Below are 19,759 nucleotides of genomic sequence, written 5' to 3' on the forward strand. Positions count from 1 at the left end.
TGCCAGCCAGCTCTATATTTGTCTGTTTTCATGGATGGTTACAGGCCGTAGAAGCCCGGGAAGAGCAACACTGTCGCTAAAATCAGGATCTGAATTGAAATAAAGGGCAATACGCCTTTGTAGATGTCCCGGGTCGATATGCCTTCAGGTGCCACGCCTTTCAGATAGAACAGACTGAAACCAAATGGCGGCGTCAGGAACGATGTTTGCAGGTTCATCGCAACCAGAATCGCGAACCAGAGCATGTTGATGCCCATGGTATCGGCGATGGGTGCCAGAATCGGCACGACGATAAAACAGATTTCAACAAAATCGATAAAGAAGCCCAGAATCAGAATGATCAGCATGGTGAGGATCAGGAAGCTCCATTGCTCACCCGGCAAAGCCATCATCCATTCTTCGACCAGATAATCCCCGCCGGTATAGGTAAAGGCCATGGAGAAGGCGGTCGCGCCCAGCAAGATACCAAAGACCATGGCGGTGACTTTAACGGTTTCGAATGCGCTGTCGTACAGCATGCGCCAGGAAAACTGGCGATAAAGGACGGAAAGAACGACTGCACCTATGCCACCCAGCGCTGCAGATTCAGTCGGGGTTGCAATACCTGCAAAGATGGAGCCCAGCACCACGATAATGAGCGCCAGCGGTGGCAGTACCGCTTTCAGGGCAATGAAGATTTCCTGCTGGCGGGATTGGTTGGGATCTCTGTCCATCGGACGTGCAGCTTCCGGATTCAGCCAGCTGTATATCACGATGTAAACAATATACGCCAAGACCAGCGCAATCCCGGGCCAGATCGCTGACTGAAACAGATCACCGACCGGAATACCCAGCACATCGCCTAACAGGATCAGCACAATCGATGGCGGAATGATTTGTCCCAGTGTCCCTGAAGCACAGATGGTTCCGGTTGCCAGTCCTTTGCTGTACTGATATTTCATCATGACCGGCAGAGAAATCAGACCCATGGCAACGACAGAAGCGCCGACAACCCCGGTTGAGGCTGCCAGCAAGGAGCCAACCAGTACCGTGGAAATCGCCAGTCCACCGCGCACGCTGCCAAAGAGTTTCCCCATGGATTCCAGCAATTGTTCGGCAAGGCGGGTTTTCTGCAAAACAAGGCCCATGAACACAAAAAGCGGTACGGCCATTAAGACCGTGTTTTGCATGATACTCATGATCCGAAAAGGCATGAAGGCAAAGATTTCAGGACCTTCAGCCCAGATCCCGAACAGCAGGGCAATCCCGCCAAAAGTAAATGCCACAGGAAAGCCCAGCAGAAGTGCAAACAGGGCGACGACGAACATAATAATACCAACCACGGAACACTCCTTATTTTGCGTGGGACAGGCTTGGGTTAACCAGGCGGTTGATGTTGTGGAGGATCATCCCGATCCCCGAGATCGCCATGAACAGGAAAGAAATGGGAATCATGCTTTTAATCAGCCATCGGAAGGGCAGGCCGCCCGGGTCGCCACTGGATTCACCGAGCGCATAGGACTCTTTGGCAAAATCAATGCCGTACCAGAACACCATCAGACAAAAAGGCAGCAGAAAGAAAACAGAGCCCAGCAAATCGATGATGGCGCAGGTTTTCGGACTGAAGCGCTCGTAGAACACATCCACACGCACGTGTCCGCCGGCTTTGAGTGCAAAGGGAACACCCAGCAAGAAAACCGCGGAGAATAAATGCCATTCCATTTCCTGCATTGCGATAGAAACGGAATTAAAGACATAACGCATGATCACATCATAAAAGACGTTGAACATCAGAATGATAAATAAGGTGCTGGCAATCCAGCCAAGCAGATCGGAAAACCGGTTGATGATTTTCTCAAAGGCTAACAGGCTTCGCATAAGGACTCCGTTGCGAGGCAACATATCTGAAAAAGACAAATGCGCCGGAACTTCCGGCGCATCGACTCGTATTATTCCTGTTGAGCCTGACTGTCGAGGTAAGCTTTATCGGCAATCAGGGTCCATTCACGGGCTTTCTTCAGATAAGCCGCTTGTGATTCCAGGATTTCTTTCGCCAGCGGATCTTTTGCTGCCTGCTCAGCCAGCAGCTCGTCATTGGCTTTGCGGATTGCCGCCATGACATCATCCGGGAAGTGCATCACCTTGATATTCGGATATTCTTTTTTCATGGTTGACCAGTTTTCTGCACTGGCATGGGTGTTCAGAATATACATATCGTAGGCAGACAGGCGCATCGCAACGCGCAGAATTTCCTGAAGATCTTCTGGCAGGCGCTCCCAAGAGCGTTTGTTGACTAAGAATTGCAGCTCAGTGGCCGGTTCATGCCAGCCGGTGTAGTAATAAGGGGCGATTTTGTGAAAACCCATTCGCAGGTCCAGACCCGGGCCGACCCACTCCAGCGCATCAATGGTACGACGCTCCAGTGCTGTATAGAGCTCACCGGGGGCGATATTGGTCGGGCTGGCTCCCAGTTTGGCCAGAACTTCACCCGCAAAACCAGGAATACGCATTTTCAGACCTTTCAGGTCATCAACGGATTTGATTTCTTTCTGGAACCATCCCCCCATCTGAACGCCCGTGTTTCCGCCGGGGAACGACAGCAGATTGTGCGGGCCGTATACCTTTTCCATCAGTTCCATACCACCGCCGTGGTAGAACCAGGCGTACTGTTCAGCGGCAACCATACCGAATGGCATCGTGGAGAAATAAAGGGTGTTCGGTACTTTGCCTTTCCAGTAATAAGAAGCGGAGTGGCCGATGTCATACTGACCGGCTTTGACCATATCAAACACACCGAACGGCGCTTTGTGTTTGTTCGCGGAATCAATCCGGATCTGCAGGCGGCCATTGGACATTTTCTCAGCCATTGCCGCCATCGCTTTGGTGGTATCCCCGAAAATCGGGAAGTTTGCACCCCAGGTTTCAGCCAGTTTCAGGCGATAGACTTTTTCTGCGGAATAAGCGGCGGTACTGGAAAGTAAAACCGCAACAGTGCCGGCGGCAACCAGCGCGTTGCGTACAGTGCGTTTTACCAGACTCATGTTTCACGTCCTCATTTTTATTGTGATAGCGGGATAAACCCTATGCATTCAAAGCATTAAACAAAGGATAGGCGTGAACAAGCGCAATAACACGGAGGGTTAAAGATGCCCCGACAGGATTTGTAAGACTAAGGTATTAAGTACTTTTACGAATATCATCGGTATCGCACCGATAAGGATCTGTTTTTCAAAGAAGAAAAGTATGTCAGGCCAGTCAACTGATGCGGTGATTACGTATGATGGGCTGTTCGTGATTTTGTTAATTATTTGTAATGACTGTGAAGTGGCTCACTGATGAAACGCTGTGCTCAAAGGCTGAATCAGCGACAGATCGGTGGGAAAGCGTACTGGTATTCAAACCATGAACTCGTTACTATCTCAGTGTATATTTATTGATCAGAATCAAAGATTGGGGGCTGAGAATGGAGCAGTTAGATTTCTTTACGATCCCCAGTCCGTGTATTGGTGTTTGCCAGGCCAATAATCGGGGATACTGCAAAGGGTGTCTGCGAAGCCGGGAAGAGCGATTCCACTGGCAGGAAATGAATAATGACCAGAAACGCCATGTCATTAAACTGTGTAAGCAGCGGTATCAGCGATTGCTCAGATGGAAGCGGGAACTGGAAGCGGGAGTTGCCCAGGAAGCTGACAATCCGCAACAAAGCTTGTTCTGATGGCTGTTTCAGGTTCCGAGATACAAAAAAAGCGCCTTGAGAGGCGCTTTTTCTTCAGCGTTTTCAGCCAGACCGCAATTAGATGCGGATGAAGTCCATGTGCTGAACTTTTGGCTTGAATGGGTGACGCTGGATGTCTTGTGGCTTAACGTTCACTTCTTTACCGTCGATAACCAGAGTGATTGCTTCGTAGAACGCAGCTTTGTCCATTTGGTTGATCACGTCATCGTGGTTCAGTTCGATAGAAACTGGCGCTTCTTCGCCACCGTAGATGATTGCAGGGAACTTGTTAGCGTGACGCAGGCGGCGGCTCGCACCTTTACCCAGGTCAGAACGTACTTGTGCTTCAAATTTCATGATATTTACTCTTAATTGAGTGAATGAAAAGGTATTCCGTAATGCGACCTTACTGAATACCGTCAAATCGAGCGCGGATACTAGCACCCATCCATCAAACTGACAAGCATATTTCTTTCAAGCGCTTTCTGAGGTGTTAAAAAGCCAGCAATCGTTCAGCGATCTGTACGGTAGGCCCCTCAAGACCCTCCTTGTTGAAAGAGATCAATAAATGCGAATAGATCTTATTTCCGGTTGAATCTGTGATCCGGATAACAATGATATTGATAGTAATTATCATTTGCTTTTGTATAATCCGTTCCAGAAAATCATCTCACTGATAAAAGAATTGATAGCAGGGAATATGAATCATAAAAAGTTGTCACTGATTGCCAGCGCTGTTTTGCTGGCACTTTCACCTACATTGCATGCTCAGGAAAAAACGTCGGCGGCTGATGAAATGATTGTTGTGACCGCATCGCGGCTGGAAGCCACACAACAAGAGAAAACACGTTCGATTGACGTGGTTGATCAGAAAAAGCTGGCTGAAATCCAGCCGACTTCAGTCGCAGATGCACTGAAATTTGAACCCAATGTTTCTGTGGTCGGCGGCAATGTACCGGGAAATCAGTCGGTGAACATTCGTGGCTTACAGGATAATAAAATCCTGCAGGTCGTTGATGGCAACCGCCAGAACTTCAGCTTTGACCACAGACCATCTTATTTCCTGGATCCTTCTTTGCTCAGTGAAGTGAAAGTGATTAAGGGCCCGATCAGTTCCCTGTATGGCTCCGGCGCAATTGGCGGCGTGGTGATTCAAAATACGATCAATGCTGCGGATATTGTTGATGGTCAGGGGCTGGGTGGCCGAATTAAAACCGGTTATCAGGACAATGGGGATGTCTGGACAAACGCTGCTGCGATTGCCAGTCAGTCTGACCGCATCAATTGGCTGCTGGCCGGAAGCACACGTGACACGGGTGCAATGGAGCAGGGTAACGGTCACAAACTGTACGGGACTGAGTCGAAAGATACGACAGGTCTGGCGAAACTGAACTGGCAGGCAAATGCAGCCAATCGCCTTGGTCTCAGTCTGCGCTATTCTGATCGAGACGGACACCCGCCGGTTGTGGGCTCGACCGATCCTGCTGCGGCTGACACACTGATTGATCGTGATACGAAGGATCAGAATATCACCCTGAGTTACAACCTGAACCCGTCGAGCGAGCTGATCAATCTGGACGTCAGTGTTTACCATAATCTGTCCGAGATCTCTGAAACCGCCACCACGGGGAACGGGAAAGATCTGAGTAAGATCACCACGCTCGGCTTTAAAGTGACGAACCTGTCGAAGGCAGGGGATGTTCAGCTTTATACCGGGCTTGACGGCTATCAGGATAAACTGAATGCCAAACGAGGCGAAGGAGAGCAAGGACGTCCGACACCCCCGGACGGTGCTGAAACCACAACACTGGGTGCTTTCGCTTATGTGAATTATGCACTGACGAACAGCATTGGCCTGGATGCCGGCTTACGTTACGACACCTTTACCTCTGAAGCGGATGGTTATCAGGACAACGACGAATCCGCGCTGTCACCTTCTGCCGGTATCAGCTGGCAGGCCGCTTCCTGGATGCAGTGGTCTTTGCGATATGATGAGGCATTCCGTGCACCGAGCACCACAGAACTCTTTACCGACGGCACTCACTTTACGATGTTCAGCATTCCGGGGATTGGGCCGGTTACGAACACCTTCATTCCAAACTCGGATTTGAAACCCGAGAAAGCGAAGAATATTGAGTTGAAAGGTCAATTTGATTTCGAAAACCTGCTGGCTGAAGACAAGCTGAGCCTGACAGCTGCGGTTTTCCGCAATGAGGTGAAAGATTTCATCAATCTGGAAGTTGACGTACCCGGTAATCAGGCAATGATGGGTTGCATCATGGGAAGTGGCTCAGGGATTGGTTGTGCCGGAACGAGCCGTTCTGTCAACGTGGATCGTGCAGAACTGGAAGGTTATGAACTGTCGGCGGTTTATCAGATTGAAAATCTGACGGCGGGTCTGTCTTATGGCCAGACACGCGGTAAAGATAAAGCAGATGGCTCATGGCTGGAGAATGTCCCGGCTGACAAATGGGTCGCTCAGCTTGAATATGGTTTCTGGCAAATTGATACCAACGTTGGTACACGGGTGATGTTTGTCAGCGATCAGGACCGTGTGAAAGAAGGTGAGACTTATCAGGGTTATCAAACGGCGGATTTCTATGCGAGCTGGGAGCCGATGTCGAGTCTGGATGGCCTGAAAGTCGATTTCACCGTCGCGAATGCGTTTGATGAAAACTATCGCATTGCATGGAATCAGGTCTATCAACCAGGGCGTTCTTTCCGACTGTCGGCGCAATACACTTTCTAAAATATATGAATATCTGTTTGTGATTCAAAGCCGCACTCTCGTGCGGCTTTTTTGATTCCGTTTCCTTTGTGAGCTGATGACCCGGTTCAACTAAGGCGGCATCACAGTATTTACGGTGCTTGATGTTTTACGGCGATTGATGAATTCATTTCATAAGGGTGTTTGGCTTTCTATGATTATGGGGACGGAATGCTTCGTTAGAATGGTTGGGGAATTCCTTTATCGCGCTCTCAATTTCATCAAGTCCATTACCAATATGAATAAAAACGATAACGATCTGCTGGCGTTTGTGACCGTCGCTCGTGAAGGTAGTTTGACAAAGGCGGCCGTGCTGCTGGGTGTGTCTCAGTCCGCGTTAAGTCACGCCGTTCGGGGTTTAGAGCAGCGGCTGGATGTCCGGTTACTCAATCGCACGACGCGAAGTGTATCGTCAATCGAAGCGGGTGAACGGTTGATGAACGCCATTGCGCCAAAGCTTTCTGAAATTGATCAGGAGCTGGAGCTGATCAACGAGTTTAAGCTGCGTCCCGCAGGAACCATTCGCATCACGGCTGCTGAGCACGCAGTGAATACCATTTTATGGCCTAAAGTTCGCGAACTGCTGCTCGAATATCCGGAAATCAACGTTGAAATCAGCGTCAATTATGGTCTGGTCGATATTGTGTCTGAACGCTTTGATGCGGGCATTCGTTTAGGGGAAAGTCTGGATCAGGACATGATCGCAGTTCCCATTTCTCCGCAATTGCGAATGGCGGTGGTTGCTACGCCGGAATACTGTAAAAAGCCCGGTAAACCGCAAACGCCGGGCGAACTGGTCAATCACAACTGTATCAACATTCGTTTGCCAACCTACGGCGGGGTGTATGCGTGGGAATTCGAGAAAGGCAGTAAAGTCATCAATGTGAACGTCAAAGGCCAGATGGTCATGACCAGCTCACAGGGGCGTCTCGAAGCGTCGTTGGCTGGCCTTGGGGTGACCTACATACCGGAAGATCTCGTGCAAACTCATCTCGACAGCGGCCGACTGGAACGTGTGCTGGATGACTGGTGCGCACCCTTTGACGGCTATTACCTTTACTACGCCAATCGTCAGCTTTCATCTCCGGCCTTTAAGCTGCTGGTTGAGGCACTTCGCTACCCGCGGGAATGATGAACGCAATGAATCGGATGTCAGAATTGATGTTTACCCCCGGTTCTGGCTCAGATTGCTCGCTGATTTAGTTCACGCTATCTGCTGGTGGAAAAAACGCGAGCATCCTTGGCCGCGCGCGAGGTGTGTCTCGGCCAAGTGGAGGATGTCATGCCCGGTTGCGGGAGCGTTTGGTCCAGAGCAGCAGGGCGCTGATTGCAGTAAACAGCGCGATAATCCAGGTCATGGTCCACGGCGTCCCGTCCCGAAAATGGGCCAGTAACAGAGTGAAAATGATGCCGCTGCCGTATTGCAGCGCGCCGATCACGGCTGATGCTGAGCCTGCATGGCTCTCGACTTCATCCAGAGCCGCAGCCGTTGATGAAGCGGCAATGATGCCGTTCATGGAAAAGAAGACAAATATCGGCACGACGATCATCCAGATCCCGCCCATCTCCGCTTTCACTGTGACCACCATGACCGCAATACTCAGAGTGGCAACCAGTGTGGTCGCTTTGAGCAAGCTCTCAAGGCGAAAACGGTGCACCAGACGACGGTTTACAAAGCTCAACCCCATCAAACCGAGAATATTCACCGCGAACAGCCAGCCGTAGTGTTGATGTTCGACGCCGTAATAATCGATGTAAACAAATGGAGAGCCGGTAACAAACGCGTACGCTGCCATATAGTAAAAGGTCAGGCTCAGGGTGTAGCACATAAAGGGTCGATTTTTGAATAACTCAACATAGTTGCCAAAGGCTGAGCCGAGTGAGGCCTTCGCTCGCTTGTCGTGACTGAGGGTTTCCGGCAGCAGGAACAGCGAGAAAAACATCAGGGTTCCAATCACAGCAAGCAGCCAGAAGATGGCGTGCCAGGTGCTGAATTTGATCATCTGACCACCGAGCAGCGGCCCGATGATGGGTGCGACTGCCATGATAATCACCAAAGTCGACAGCATGTGCGCTGCTTTACTGCTGGTGAATAGATCACGAATCATCGCGCGGGCAAGCATCGGCCCGGTACACGCACTGAGCGCCTGAAAGACGCGTCAGAAAACGATCTGCTCAATGCTTTGGGACAGCGCGTAGCCGACTGAGCTAATCACAAATAACACCATCCCGATAAAGAGCGGAATACGGCGCCCGATGTGATCGCTGATTGGCCCCCAGACAAGCTGAGCAATCGCAAAGCCAATCAGAAAGCCCGTGACGGTGGGTTCTGCATCGCCCTGTAATTCCGTTGCCATTGTTGGCATGGCCGGAAGATAAATGTCTGTAGACAATGAGGTAAACGCCATGAATGCCCCGAGAATCAACATGAAAAGAATGCCAGAGGCCACCGAGGGACTTTCTGAAAGAGAAACTGTGCTGTTCATAGCGTCCACATAAAAGTTGTTCAAACGGGAAGGTAAGGAAGAGATTAGCAAAGAACGATTCATTGAATAATCGGCTTAAACATAATGAGTTTATGAAAAAAACTCATGAATCGTATGAACGTGTTGCGGGTATGCGGCAGTCAGCGTGAGGGTACCTGAAGAACAATCAGCCCATCGCATTGCCCGACAGGCTCACTTCAGGAGATATCTGCCTCACGCAGCGCCTTAATGTCTTTTGAAGGCGGTGCACCGAACAGGCGGCTGTATTCACGGCTGAATTGGGATGGACTTTCGTATCCAACGCGGAAGGTTGTCGCCATGGCGTCGAGATTTTCAGTCAGCATCAATCGACGCGCTTCACTTAAACGCAGTTTCTTTTGAAATTGCAGCGGCGTCATGGACGTCATGGCACGAAAGTGAGTGTAAAACGCTGATTTACTCATCCCGGTGTATGAGGCCAGTTCACTTACGCTCAGTGGTTTCACAAAGTTGTTTTTCAGCCAGTCGATGGCTTTTGAAATCTGATGACTGTGACTGCCTGCGGTGACGATTTGATTCAAACGTCCGCCTTGTTCGGAAGTCAGTAAGCGATAGAAGATTTCTCGTTTGATCACCGGGGCGAGAATTTTGATGCTTGCCGGTTCATCGAGCAGTGCCAACAAACGAACAAAAGCATCCAGCAGAGGCTTGGACAGTTCACCGACAGCAATCCCTTTGTGCGCTTCTTTGCCTGGGTTAAATGACAATTCACTGTCGACGATCAGTTGTGAGATCTCTTGAAGGTCGAGTTCCATCACCAGGCCAAGATAAGGCGTGTCCGGACTGGCTTCCATGATGTTGGCGATGATCGGGAGATCGACTGAGGAAATCAGGAAGTGGTTCGCATCATAAACAAAGCTGTCCTCACCGAGTATCACCCGCTTTTTACCCTGTGCAATCAGGCAAATACTGGATTTGTGCGTATAGCTTGTTGGTGGAGTCGGTGTTTTCCAGTGACTCAGACGAACACCCGGAATAGCCGTATCAAACTGATTGGTATTCCGGGTCCATTGCTCGATTTGCCGGGCGAAGGTCAGGGTTGCTGTTGCCATGGAATTTGAATGGTCCATCGAGGCTCCACATGTGACTCAAGCGGTCATGTCGTTGCTGCAAGATGCTGTCGTTATAACATTATCTCGGTGTATGTAAAGAATATCAGGCAAGATACGATTTTGCTTTCAGTCTGCGTGACCGCTGATATGTGCACCGTCATTAATGCGAAAATCTGAATGAGTTCGAATAAAAATACTTTATTTATCAGTATCTTGATTGTTTTTTCTTGGCGATGTCAGTCTGTCCGGTACATTGTCCTAATTTCCCCGGATAAAAAGTGAATTGGAAAAATGGGCAAGAATTAGCGTTGAATAGGCTAACGACATTTCGCACTTCGGGCGTAAATTTGTTTCATGGTTGGGTGACATTTTCCAAAGTGAAGTCCTGAACTGGGAGGAGTGAGAGCAGGTCACTACAGCTAAACTGGCTGGATTGCACAGGCAAGTTTGTCAGGCGTCAATAGCCAGCGATAAGCGCATGATTACGTTGCCTTAAATGCAGCCGACGTCCTGAATACGGTGCTGAATTCAGCCTGTTTTCCCATTTGAATTGCAAATGCCACAAAAGAGAATTATTGGAGCTGATGATGAGTCATGAAATAAAAAATTTGATCCCGGAAGAGCTGAAAGCGGGCGTATTTAAAGGTCATGGTATTTTTGATTTTGGTGAAGAGAACGTTGCCTACGCGGATTATTTTACCGGCACCAGCTATCTGGCTCTGCTGAATAAGCCGGGGCTGATCGTAGCGAACGTCACGTTTGAGCCGGGCTGTCGCAACTTCTGGCATATTCATCATCTAGGAGGACAGATATTGCTCGTGACGGGCGGCCGTGGCTGGTACCAGGAAGCGGGTAAAGCGGCCCGTGCGCTTCATCCTGGTGATGTTGTTCATATTGCACCGGGCACCAAACACTGGCACGGCGCGGCGAAAGACAGTTGGTTTGCGCATGTCGCGATTGAAATTCCGGCGGAAGGTGCCAGCAATGAATGGTGTGAACCCGTGTCAGACGAAGAATATAACGCACTGAACTAAAGCGTTTATCGGGATTATTCGTGAGCGACTGCCTTGGATATTCTCAGTATTAATTTTTCATCAATATCAGGTATTCACTTGGAAGTCTGAAACCGGGCTTTTGGGATTTCTGTTGCCTGAATTTCTTCAATCACTTCATTCAGGCGCATCTTATGCCAGCGATCGATAATTATATTTTCACGTTAAGTGACGCGGTGACACGCGAGTCAGTGTCCTATAAAAACCGTTATGGCGTGACGATTTCAGCGGATCTTTATCGGCCAAAATCTGTAAGCGATCTGGCAACCTTGCCAGCTTTGATTGTTGGGGCACCTTACGGTGGCGTGAAAGAGCAGGGGCCTGGTGTTTACGCCAATGAAATGGCACAGCGCGGTTTTACGGTTCTGACCTTTGACCCGTCGTTTAATGGTTACAGTGGCGGTGAAGTTCGCCACCTCTCTTCTCCGGATCTGTTTGTGGAAGATTTCAGTGCAGCCGTCGATTTTATCGGGACTCGTCCGTTTGTTGACCGCCACAAAATTGGTGTGATTGGCATTTGTGGCAGTGGCAGCTTTGGTTTGAGTGCAGCTCAGGTGGACCGCCGTATCAAAGCCGTTGTGACCGTCAGTATGTATGATATTTCCCGCTACCATGCGAAAGGCTTTCATGATGCGCTGACTGATGAAGAGCGAAACGGCTGGCTGGATATGATTGCCGAACAGCGTTATGCAGAATTTACCGGTGCTGCCCCTGCGATGACACCGCGGGGTGCACCGATGGATATTGGCAGTGAAACCGATGAAATCGGCCGCGAATTTGGTGCGTTTTATTCACGTCCGCGTGGCTACCATCACAACTCAATCACTCAGTTTACGATGAGCAGCGCGCCGTCGTTCATCAATTTCGCGCTTTTGAATCACCTGCAGTGGATCTCGCCGCGTCCAATTCTGTTCGTGATTGGCGAACATGCACACTCACGATATTTCAGTGAAGATGCTTTTGAAATGGCAGGTGAGGCAAAAGAGCTGCTGGTGATTCCTGGCGCAAATCATGTTGATCTGTATGACAAAACGGATCTGATTCCTTTCGACAAACTCGAACGTTTCTTCAATGGGGCATTCCACTAAGTCAGCGTCTGCGCCAGCTTGATGCTGGCGATTCACTTGATTGATGACACTTTGTTTGCATTGATGTTTTGATACTGGTCAAGATCAAACAACTTATCCCTTATGGCCCAGAAGCGACCGCTTTTACGGGCAATAATGATTTCCGGCGGACGCAGCCGGTGTTCATTGCCGGCAACCTTGGTTGGGGCCGTCTCAGTAAACGGACGATGGCGGTCAACCAGATGCGGATTGATGAACTTCTTCAGGAATTCGGTTTTCTGGGTTTTGTTCGTCAGTTGCCAGGTTTCACTGATATGACCATCGTCTTCACTGAAATAGGTCACTTTCAACTGAGGCTTGCCATACTGGTTTTTCCCGGCTTCCAGCTTCATCTCCGTGCATTTCATGATCATGGCGTCTTTCAGCTTTAAAGCATCTCTGAGCTTTTTATCCGGATCGACCATGACAGCATCGCACTGATGGCAGCGTCGCGCTGCAATGTCGTTGTCTGCACCGCATTCTTCACAGAACTTGGCCCGAAAGCGGTAGCCGCATTCCTCCCGTTCGCCGTCATCGTCCTCAAAGTAACCCTGACAGCGACGGCCATAGTGTTCAATCAAAAAGCCAGCCGGGTCGAGTTTGCCCCAGAAGCTGTTTTTGAAGCCGCAGGCCGGGCAGGGCACCATGATCACTTCGCTGCTGCTGTCCGGTTTGGGATCGCCGACTTCCGGTTGATACAGGTCGTAGCAGTTCCCGGCATACTCCAGAACCAGGCAATCTGTTTTGCCTTCAGCAAGGCGCAGACCGCGGCCCACAATTTGCTGATACAGACTGATTGATTCCGTCGGACGAAGAATAGCAATCAAATCGACATGCGGTGCATCAAACCCCGTGGTGAGAACCGACACATTGACCAGATACTGAATTTGCTGATTTTTAAATGCATTGATGATGCGATCCCGTTCTTCCAGCGGCGTGTCTCCGACAACCAGTGCCGCGTTTTCTTCGGCCAGATAACCCATGATTTCTTTGGCATGGTTGACCGTCGAGGCGAAGATCATCACGCCTTTCCGGTCTTTGGCGTAATCAATCACCTGTTCAATAATCATCGGGGTTGCCCGGGAAGATTTCGCAATCACAGCATCCAGATCCGATTCCCGGTAATGGCCGTTACTGGCCGGTTTCAGGCCGGAGAAGTCATAGCCGATCACGGCCATATCCATGATTTTGGGTTCTGTCAGGAACCCTTCGTCCAGCAGGTAACGGATAGGCAGTTCAAAGATGCAGTCCCGGAAAAATCGCTCCTGCTCGGTACGAACCTGACCCCGGGTGTGATATTTGTAAATCCAGCCCATGCCCAGACGATAGGGCGTTGCGGTCAGCCCCAGAATCTTGATCCCTGTGTTGATTGACTGCAAGTGTTTGATCACCCGCTGATAGGCACTGTTTTCATCGTCCGGCACCCGGTGACATTCATCGATGACCAGCAGGGAGAATTCTGCGTCAAACTGGTCAAGACTGTTGACCATCGACTGGACCGACGCAAAAACCACTTGCTGATCGGTTTCTTTACGACCCAATCCTGCAGAAAAAATGGAAGCTTTTAAACCGTAGCTTTCGTATTTTGCGTGGTTCTGTTCGACCAGCTCTTTGACGTGGGTCAGCACCAGCACCCGACCGCGCGCAATTCGGGCTAATTCTGCGATCACCAGACTTTTACCGGCACCGGTGGGCAAGGTCAGGACGGCAGGCGTGCTGTGCTGACGAAAGTAGTGAACCGTGGCTTTCACACAGTCCTGCTGATATGGGCGAAGTGTATACATGAATTTGATTCGGTTGATGAACAGCGCCGGGGGAGTTTAACGGCTTTGAACTGTGGGAAACAAGTGTCAGGGCGGTTGTAACATCAGGGCCCGGAATTGCGGGCCCTGCGAATGGTTGTGTTCATGAAACGACATTGATGAAGCTTCATGAAGTTATGTTCACGAAGCCATGTTCAGCGGTAGTTTCGTTGGTTTGATGGTTTTGGTCATCATGCAGAACTGGCGCCGCGGGATAAAATCGTGTTTCTCGTAGAAACTGCGGGCTCCTTTGTTCCCGATATTGACTTCGAGTGTCAGTGCATGTACGCCCGCTTCAGCACAATGGGCTTCAATTTGCGGCATCAGCTCAGTCCCGATCCCTTGCTGACGCCATTCGGGTCTCAGGTAGAACTGGTCGATGAGTGCAATCCGGCCGCCGTATTCAAGGCTGAAGCTGTAGCTCAGGATGATATGACCGGCAATCATTTGATTGCCATTGTCGTTCACTTCAATGAACCAAACCTGGCCCAGTTCCGGATTGTTGAGTATTTGGTGAACTGCCTGTGTCGTTTGCTCGCGCTTTTGCGGCAGGACTTCATATTCAAAGAGTTCCCCAACAAGTGTAAGCAACATGTCTGCAGAAGACAGGCCAGGCGCTACAAGTGAGATGTTCATAAGTCAACCTTAGTTGTTCGGTGTTGTCATGACATGGTCGTAATTCGCTTCAGGTGTTTATACGGATAACCCATGTCTTCTGTCTATAAGTGAAGACCGTGAAAATGGATAAATGTTCTACTTTTTGAGCTTAGTGGCAGTTCAGATAATGCGATGTAAAAATTTGTGATCAGGGGTTGCAATTAGTGATACCCCTTCAGAGAAGGCTGAGGACAGGTATCTATCGTACAAATCTTTCAGAATTGAGTATCTTCAGGTGACTTGGGTATATAATGGCGGTTTTGCAACACTTGGAGCCAGCCATGCGGCTTGATAAGTTTTTGAGTACGGCCTTGGGAATTACGCGCAAAGAAGCCGGTAAGTTATTAAAAGATAAAAGAATTGAAGTGAATGGCGACGTTGTCCGGAATGGGGCGGTGAAAATCACCCCAGACTGTGATGTTGAATTTGATGGCCGTTCGCTGCATATGACGGGCCCGAAGTATTTCATGCTGAATAAGCCTCAGGGGTATGTCTGCTCACACGTCGACGATTTTAATCCGACAGTTTTTATACTGCTCGACGAAGTCAGCCCTGAAAAACTGCATGTGGCCGGTCGTCTGGATGCCGATACCACCGGCCTGGTGTTGCTGACAGATGACGGTCAGTGGTCACACAGGATCACGTCTCCGCGTCATGTGTGTGAGAAAGTGTACTACGTGGAAACGGCTGATCCGATCCCGGAATCTGCGGTCACCGAGTTTGCGGAAGGGGTTCAGCTTCGCGGCGAAAAAGAACTGACGCGCCCGGCAAAACTGGAAATTCTGGGCGAGCGAGAAGCGCTGATCACGATTTCAGAAGGCAAATACCATCAGGTGAAGCGGATGTTTGCGGCGATTGGCAACAAAGTTGAGGCGCTGCACCGTGAAAAAATTGGCACTGTTGAGCTGGACGAAGCGCTGGAGCCCGGCGAATACCGGCCTTTAACCGAAGAGGAAATCGCCAGCTTTTGACAGAAGTGCGAATAATCGGAATAAAAAGAAAGACGGCGCTGACGATCAAACAGATATCAGCGCCGTTTTTGTATGCAGCGGGGCGGAATTGTCAGGAAAGGCTCAGTTTTCCCGATTACTTGCCGCAGATTGCACCGTTGATTCACAAATTGTAAAACTTCACTCTCAGGCAATAACTGTGGTTTTCGGTGGCTCAGTTTTGACCTGTCTGCCGATGTGAGTCACAATTTTTTGCTAGTATACCTAAAAAAGAAAGTTATCATTTCCTGTCAGGAAAGATTCGCGCAGCGAAAATTGTCGTACAATCACTTTCTTTCCCCTTTATCTACTAATAAGTGGTTTATGAGTAAATCTGACAGTCCTGGTCTGAGTTTTTCCTTAATTTTGATTCTCGGTGCAATCGCAGCATTAACGCCGCTAGCCATCGATATGTATTTACCCGCAATGCCAACCATTGCGAAAGATTTGGCTGTCACTCCAAGTGCTGTGCAGGTCACGCTCACGGCTTATACGGCAGGTTTTGCTATCGGCCAGTTGATTCATGGCCCCTTATCAGACAGTTATGGTCGTCGTCCTGTTCTGATTATTGGCGTTGTGCTGTTCGCGCTGGCGGCAGTGGTCAGTGCGGTGAGTCATGACATTACTGAACTGACCTGGATTCGTGCCGCACAGGGTTTCGCGGGAGCATCCGCCGCGGTGATTATTCAGGCGCTCGTCAGAGACATGTTTGAACGTGAAGAGTTTGCCCGAACCATGTCTTTTGTGACGCTGGTGATGACGGTAGCACCTTTGGCAGCACCCTTGATCGGTGGTTATCTGTCGGTCTGGCTGGGCTGGCGTTCAATCTTCTGGTCACTTGCGCTGTTCTCGGTCATTGTGATTCTGGCGGTGATGAAGATGATTCCGGAAACTCTGGCGCCTGAAAAACGTCTGCCGTTTCATCTCGGTTCCACGCTCAGAAACTACGCGAGGATGTTAACATCTGCTCCGGCATTGGGTCTGGTTGTCAGCAGCGGGTTCTCGTTTGCAGGGATGTTTGTTTTCCTGACCGTCGGTTCATTCGTTTACATCGATCTTTATCATGTCAGCACTGAAAATTTCGGCTATCTGTTTGGTCTGAATGTGGTCTGTCTGATTGTGATGACCACACTCAATGGCAAACTGGTCCGTAAAATGGGCTCGCATTTTATGCTTCGCCTGGGTCTGAATGTACAGCTGATTGCTGGGGTCGGGTTGATTGCCGGTCAGGTCTTTGAGCTGGGGCTGTGGGGCGTTGTTGTACCTGTGATGCTCTTTGTCGGTGCGATCTCTACAGTTGCCAGTAACTCAATGGCCTGTTTATTAGCCAAATATCCGCATATGGCAGGTACGGCATCGTCTCTGGCTGGTACAATGCGCTTCGGAACCGGTACGGTTGTGGGCGGTATTGTAGCAATGATGCCGGACACATCTGCATGGCCACTGGCTGGGACGACCGCCGCCTGTGCGGTGCTTTCGTCACTGTTCTACTGGGCGCTGTCGAAAGATGCCTGATTGTCGTAAGTAATCGTCAAGAAAAGAAATATATGGCTGAGTTTTATCAAGAGCTGCACCAACTGGTGAGTGATGGTCTGTCTGAACTAGATGGCTCTGTCGCTGCCGGAAAAACACCGAATAACCCGGTGAGTGAAACACATTTTTTAAGTGCCTGGATTACCAGAGTGATTAAGCAGCAGCGATATGATCACTGTGTTGCGAAAACGCTGCTTGCCTGGCAGCAACAGGCCCGCAGTCTGGGTAAACAGGCGCAATTGAAACAGAAATTTGAGCATATCCGATGGACCCTGTCTGGTGTTCAGACTGAAAGCGGGCTGAATCGTCCGGTGGATTCCGATGGTGTGCATGCGTTTTATCAGGCGCTGGAAGCTGCCGGGTGGATGGTCACAACGGGTTATGAAGTGAACCGCAAAGTGACGCATCATACCGATGGTCAGGCTTCTCTGGTGGTTTGTGCAACACAGGCAAAGGCGGCATTCAGTGAAGAGGGTGTGCTGATCAAGCCGCTGTCGGTGTATGTCCGGGGGAACAGCCAGCAATGTATCGATCTGGCTTATGAGAACGGATTGTTGCTGTATAAAGTGACCGATTATAAATCTTTGGTGAAATACCATGGTGAATATATTCTGCAGCCGGCGAATGCTGGCAGTCATCTGCCGGAATTGCCCACCTTGTCCCGGGATTGATGATTGAGAAAATACAGCCGAAAGGCTGTATTTTTTTATGGGTCAACAGGATGTTTCAATTCAGTTTCAAAGAAGAGTGAGTTGTTTGATGATATTGAAAAAAAGCAAGTAAATCAGTGCGTTTTAGCTTGTGATTTCAACAGTTCAACATAAAATTGTTTCCGTTTTCAGCATTTTTCCGACCGGTTATCCATCATGAGAATCTCTTCCTCCGCGCCAGCGTTTATCGACGGCGCTTTTGTTCGTCGCCTGATGGCAATCGCTTTTCCGATTGCTTTGCAAATCATGTTGTTTTCCAGCCGGAGTCTGGTGGACATTCTGATGCTGGGTCAGCTCAATGAGCTGGATGTTGCAGCAATCGGTATTGCGGGCAGAGCACTTTTTGTCGTGACAATCATGCTGTTTGGTGTGACTACCGGCGGCGCAATGCTGGCCGCCCAGTACTGGGGCGCCGGAAATCAGCATGGCATGAAACAGAGTGTGGCACTGACTATGCTCATGACAACGATTGTGGCTGTGTGTGCTGCGCTGATTTTCGGGTTGATGCCTGAGCAGGTGATTGGTCTGGCGACGCACGATGCGGAAGTCATCATGCGGGGGGCTGAGTATCTGCAAATTACGGCCATCAGTTTGTTTGCAGTGTCATGGGGCAGCAGCGTGTCTGTGGGGCTGAGAGCCATGCATCAGCCCAGCATCAGCACATTCTTCAGTGCCGTGGGGATTGCCCTGAACCTGTTTTTAAACTGGGTTCTGATTTTCGGTCATCTGGGGATGCCTGCTTATGGCATTGCCGGTGCAGCCTGGGCAACAGCCATCAGCGGGCTGGTCGAAATTGCGCTGCTGTTTGGTTATCTGCACCTGAAAAAGCATATTGTTGCATTTGAATGGTCCGTTTATCCGGAAGTCATGAATGCCGCCCTGATCAAACGTTTTCTGAAATTGTCGTTGCCTACAACTCTGAATGCACTGGCATGGTCGGGTGGTATTTTTATGTACCATGTGATTATCGGTCAGTCGGGTGTGGATGGTCTGGTCGCATTGTCGGTCATGACCCCGATTGAATCGCTGGCGCTGGCGATGCTGATCGGTATTTCCAACGCTTCAGCAGTGCTGATTGGAAATCAGCTTGGCGGAAACCAGATGGAGGCAGCGTACCGTCAGGCTTGGGCTGTATCGGTCATCAATCTGGCCTGTGCTGTGGTGATTGCAGGATTGATGCTGCTGATCCGCGATCCGATTTTAAACCTGTTTGCTGCAATGACCCCGGAGACCCGGGCGCTGACGGAAAACTTCTTCCTGATTTTCTGTGCCGGGATGATTGTGAAAAGTCTGCCGATGACGATGATTGTCGGTGTCCTGCGGGCTGGCGGTGACATGCGGTTTTGTTTTTATCAGGATCTGGCGGCGCAATGGGTGATCGGGATTCCGCTGACGGCATTTTGTGCATTGGTCCTGAAACTGCCGCTGGAGTGGATATACGCCATGCTGATGCTGGAAGAGTGCGTGAAAATTATCGGTTCAGTGATTCGGATCCGTTCCAAAGCCTGGATGAATAACCTGGTGGCAAACGAGAGTCAAAGTACGCCAGCCTGACATCCTGTCATGTTCATGAATGAAGCGAAAACAGCCTGCATGATGCATGATGCAGGTTGTTTTGTTTTTTGGGGTTTTAATTCTGAATGCAGCGCCTTGAAGTCATCGCAGGTTTCACATTCGCGTGTAATTTTTCATTCACATATTTCCTGCCGGCAGAATCAGCTTTCCATTTCAGACATTTCACTGTTGTGTGATGCGCACTTTATTGTCCTTTTATTGATTTATCGTCTATTGAATACTGGCGACATGGATTCAGTGAATTCTGAGTGTGATGGATCAGAGTTTGTGCTGAAGAAACAGCGGTTTGAAGTGTTT

The 19,759-nt window shown here is 49.8% G+C and carries 16 protein-coding genes and 1 pseudogene; 9 read left to right on the forward strand and 8 right to left on the reverse strand.

The window, feature by feature from the left end:
• Nucleotides 1-38: 38 nt before the first annotated feature.
• From L4174_RS07565 to L4174_RS07575, 3 genes are all read right to left on the reverse strand, one after another.
• On the reverse strand, nucleotides 39-1,322 hold the full coding sequence (locus L4174_RS07565; RefSeq protein WP_248140041.1) for a TRAP transporter large permease subunit: 1,284 nt from the start codon (nucleotides 1,320-1,322) through the stop codon (nucleotides 39-41).
• A gap of 10 nt (nucleotides 1,323-1,332) precedes the next feature.
• A complete protein-coding gene (locus L4174_RS07570) occupies nucleotides 1,333-1,857 on the reverse strand; it encodes a TRAP transporter small permease subunit (RefSeq protein WP_248140043.1) in 525 nt (174 codons plus the stop codon).
• Nucleotides 1,858-1,928: 71 nt separating this feature from the next.
• Nucleotides 1,929-3,020 (reverse strand): TRAP transporter substrate-binding protein, encoded by a 1,092-nt coding sequence (locus tag L4174_RS07575; RefSeq protein ID WP_248140045.1) that lies wholly within the window; start codon nucleotides 3,018-3,020, stop codon nucleotides 1,929-1,931.
• 422 nt (nucleotides 3,021-3,442) lie between these two features.
• Here L4174_RS07575 and L4174_RS07580 point away from each other — a divergent pair, with 422 nt between their 5' ends.
• A complete protein-coding gene (locus L4174_RS07580; protein WP_248140047.1) occupies nucleotides 3,443-3,694 on the forward strand; it encodes a DUF1289 domain-containing protein in 252 nt (83 codons plus the stop codon).
• A 78-nt stretch (nucleotides 3,695-3,772) separates the two neighbouring features.
• Here the strand turns inward: L4174_RS07580 and rplY are convergent, their stop codons facing one another.
• On the reverse strand, nucleotides 3,773-4,051 hold the full coding sequence (rplY, locus tag L4174_RS07585) for a 50S ribosomal protein L25 (RefSeq protein WP_036752233.1): 279 nt from the start codon (nucleotides 4,049-4,051) through the stop codon (nucleotides 3,773-3,775).
• 343 nt (nucleotides 4,052-4,394) lie between these two features.
• On the opposite strand from rplY, the gene L4174_RS07590 reads away from it, so the two are divergent.
• Nucleotides 4,395-6,443, forward strand: coding sequence for a TonB-dependent hemoglobin/transferrin/lactoferrin family receptor (locus tag L4174_RS07590; protein ID WP_248140049.1), 2,049 nt, complete (start codon nucleotides 4,395-4,397; stop codon nucleotides 6,441-6,443).
• Between the two features lie 256 nt (nucleotides 6,444-6,699).
• Nucleotides 6,700-7,593: a LysR family transcriptional regulator gene (locus L4174_RS07595; RefSeq protein WP_248140051.1), complete on the forward strand. Its 894-nt coding sequence runs from the start codon at nucleotides 6,700-6,702 to the stop codon at nucleotides 7,591-7,593.
• Between the two features lie 148 nt (nucleotides 7,594-7,741).
• On the opposite strand, the pseudogene L4174_RS07600 reads toward L4174_RS07595, so the two are convergent.
• Nucleotides 7,742-9,010: pseudogene (locus L4174_RS07600) on the reverse strand (multidrug effflux MFS transporter).
• Between the two features lie 134 nt (nucleotides 9,011-9,144).
• On the reverse strand, nucleotides 9,145-10,056 hold the full coding sequence (locus tag L4174_RS07605; protein WP_248140053.1) for an AraC family transcriptional regulator: 912 nt from the start codon (nucleotides 10,054-10,056) through the stop codon (nucleotides 9,145-9,147).
• Nucleotides 10,057-10,625: 569 nt separating this feature from the next.
• Between L4174_RS07605 and L4174_RS07610 the strand changes: the two genes are divergently transcribed.
• Entirely contained in the window at nucleotides 10,626-11,072 is a 447-nt protein-coding gene (locus tag L4174_RS07610; protein WP_248140054.1) for a cupin domain-containing protein, read from the forward strand.
• A 152-nt stretch (nucleotides 11,073-11,224) separates the two neighbouring features.
• The gene (locus L4174_RS07615; protein WP_248140056.1) at nucleotides 11,225-12,178 is read left to right on the forward strand and encodes an alpha/beta hydrolase; all 954 of its coding nucleotides are present in this window, start codon (nucleotides 11,225-11,227) and stop codon (nucleotides 12,176-12,178) included.
• 32 nt (nucleotides 12,179-12,210) lie between these two features.
• Here the strand turns inward: L4174_RS07615 and L4174_RS07620 are convergent, their stop codons facing one another.
• Both L4174_RS07620 and L4174_RS07625 read right to left on the reverse strand, forming a co-directional pair.
• Nucleotides 12,211-13,980 carry a DEAD/DEAH box helicase gene (locus tag L4174_RS07620; RefSeq protein ID WP_248140058.1) on the reverse strand — a complete coding sequence of 590 codons (1,770 nt, stop codon included), beginning with the start codon at nucleotides 13,978-13,980 and terminating at the stop codon, nucleotides 12,211-12,213.
• A 159-nt stretch (nucleotides 13,981-14,139) separates the two neighbouring features.
• On the reverse strand, nucleotides 14,140-14,634 hold the full coding sequence (locus tag L4174_RS07625; RefSeq protein WP_248140060.1) for an N-acetyltransferase: 495 nt from the start codon (nucleotides 14,632-14,634) through the stop codon (nucleotides 14,140-14,142).
• A 302-nt stretch (nucleotides 14,635-14,936) separates the two neighbouring features.
• On the opposite strand from L4174_RS07625, the gene rsuA reads away from it, so the two are divergent.
• The 4 genes from rsuA to L4174_RS07645 all read left to right on the forward strand — a co-directional run bounded on the left by rsuA (nucleotide 14,937) and on the right by L4174_RS07645 (nucleotide 19,441).
• Entirely contained in the window at nucleotides 14,937-15,626 is a 690-nt protein-coding gene (rsuA, locus tag L4174_RS07630; RefSeq protein WP_248140062.1) for a 16S rRNA pseudouridine(516) synthase RsuA, read from the forward strand.
• Between the two features lie 342 nt (nucleotides 15,627-15,968).
• On the forward strand, nucleotides 15,969-17,159 hold the full coding sequence (locus L4174_RS07635) for a Bcr/CflA family multidrug efflux MFS transporter (protein ID WP_248140064.1): 1,191 nt from the start codon (nucleotides 15,969-15,971) through the stop codon (nucleotides 17,157-17,159).
• Between the two features lie 32 nt (nucleotides 17,160-17,191).
• The gene (locus tag L4174_RS07640; protein WP_248140066.1) at nucleotides 17,192-17,848 is read left to right on the forward strand and encodes a DUF2913 family protein; all 657 of its coding nucleotides are present in this window, start codon (nucleotides 17,192-17,194) and stop codon (nucleotides 17,846-17,848) included.
• A gap of 195 nt (nucleotides 17,849-18,043) precedes the next feature.
• On the forward strand, nucleotides 18,044-19,441 hold the full coding sequence (locus L4174_RS07645; RefSeq protein ID WP_248140068.1) for an MATE family efflux transporter: 1,398 nt from the start codon (nucleotides 18,044-18,046) through the stop codon (nucleotides 19,439-19,441).
• The last annotated feature ends 318 nt before the right edge of the window (nucleotides 19,442-19,759 follow it).

The sequence above is a fragment of the Photobacterium sp. CCB-ST2H9 genome (assembly GCF_023151555.2).
Taxonomy (GTDB): Bacteria; Pseudomonadota; Gammaproteobacteria; order Enterobacterales; family Vibrionaceae; genus Photobacterium.

Excerpts from the sequence above, each read along its gene's own strand:
- L4174_RS07570 (WP_248140043.1), bottom strand. The coding sequence starts at position 1,857 with ATGCGAAGCCTGTTAGCCTTTGAGAAAATCATCAACCGGTTTTCCGAT.
- L4174_RS07575 (WP_248140045.1), bottom strand. The coding sequence starts at position 3,020 with ATGAGTCTGGTAAAACGCACTGTACGCAACGCGCTGGTTGCCGCCGGC.
- L4174_RS07580 (WP_248140047.1), top strand. The coding sequence starts at position 3,443 with ATGGAGCAGTTAGATTTCTTTACGATCCCCAGTCCGTGTATTGGTGTT.
- rplY (WP_036752233.1), bottom strand. The coding sequence starts at position 4,051 with ATGAAATTTGAAGCACAAGTACGTTCTGACCTGGGTAAAGGTGCGAGC.
- L4174_RS07590 (WP_248140049.1), top strand. The coding sequence starts at position 4,395 with ATGAATCATAAAAAGTTGTCACTGATTGCCAGCGCTGTTTTGCTGGCA.
- L4174_RS07595 (WP_248140051.1), top strand. The coding sequence starts at position 6,700 with ATGAATAAAAACGATAACGATCTGCTGGCGTTTGTGACCGTCGCTCGT.
- L4174_RS07605 (WP_248140053.1), bottom strand. The coding sequence starts at position 10,056 with ATGGACCATTCAAATTCCATGGCAACAGCAACCCTGACCTTCGCCCGG.
- L4174_RS07610 (WP_248140054.1), top strand. The coding sequence starts at position 10,626 with ATGAGTCATGAAATAAAAAATTTGATCCCGGAAGAGCTGAAAGCGGGC.
- L4174_RS07615 (WP_248140056.1), top strand. The coding sequence starts at position 11,225 with ATGCCAGCGATCGATAATTATATTTTCACGTTAAGTGACGCGGTGACA.
- L4174_RS07620 (WP_248140058.1), bottom strand. The coding sequence starts at position 13,980 with ATGTATACACTTCGCCCATATCAGCAGGACTGTGTGAAAGCCACGGTT.
- L4174_RS07625 (WP_248140060.1), bottom strand. The coding sequence starts at position 14,634 with ATGAACATCTCACTTGTAGCGCCTGGCCTGTCTTCTGCAGACATGTTG.
- rsuA (WP_248140062.1), top strand. The coding sequence starts at position 14,937 with ATGCGGCTTGATAAGTTTTTGAGTACGGCCTTGGGAATTACGCGCAAA.
- L4174_RS07635 (WP_248140064.1), top strand. The coding sequence starts at position 15,969 with ATGAGTAAATCTGACAGTCCTGGTCTGAGTTTTTCCTTAATTTTGATT.
- L4174_RS07640 (WP_248140066.1), top strand. The coding sequence starts at position 17,192 with ATGGCTGAGTTTTATCAAGAGCTGCACCAACTGGTGAGTGATGGTCTG.
- L4174_RS07645 (WP_248140068.1), top strand. The coding sequence starts at position 18,044 with ATGAGAATCTCTTCCTCCGCGCCAGCGTTTATCGACGGCGCTTTTGTT.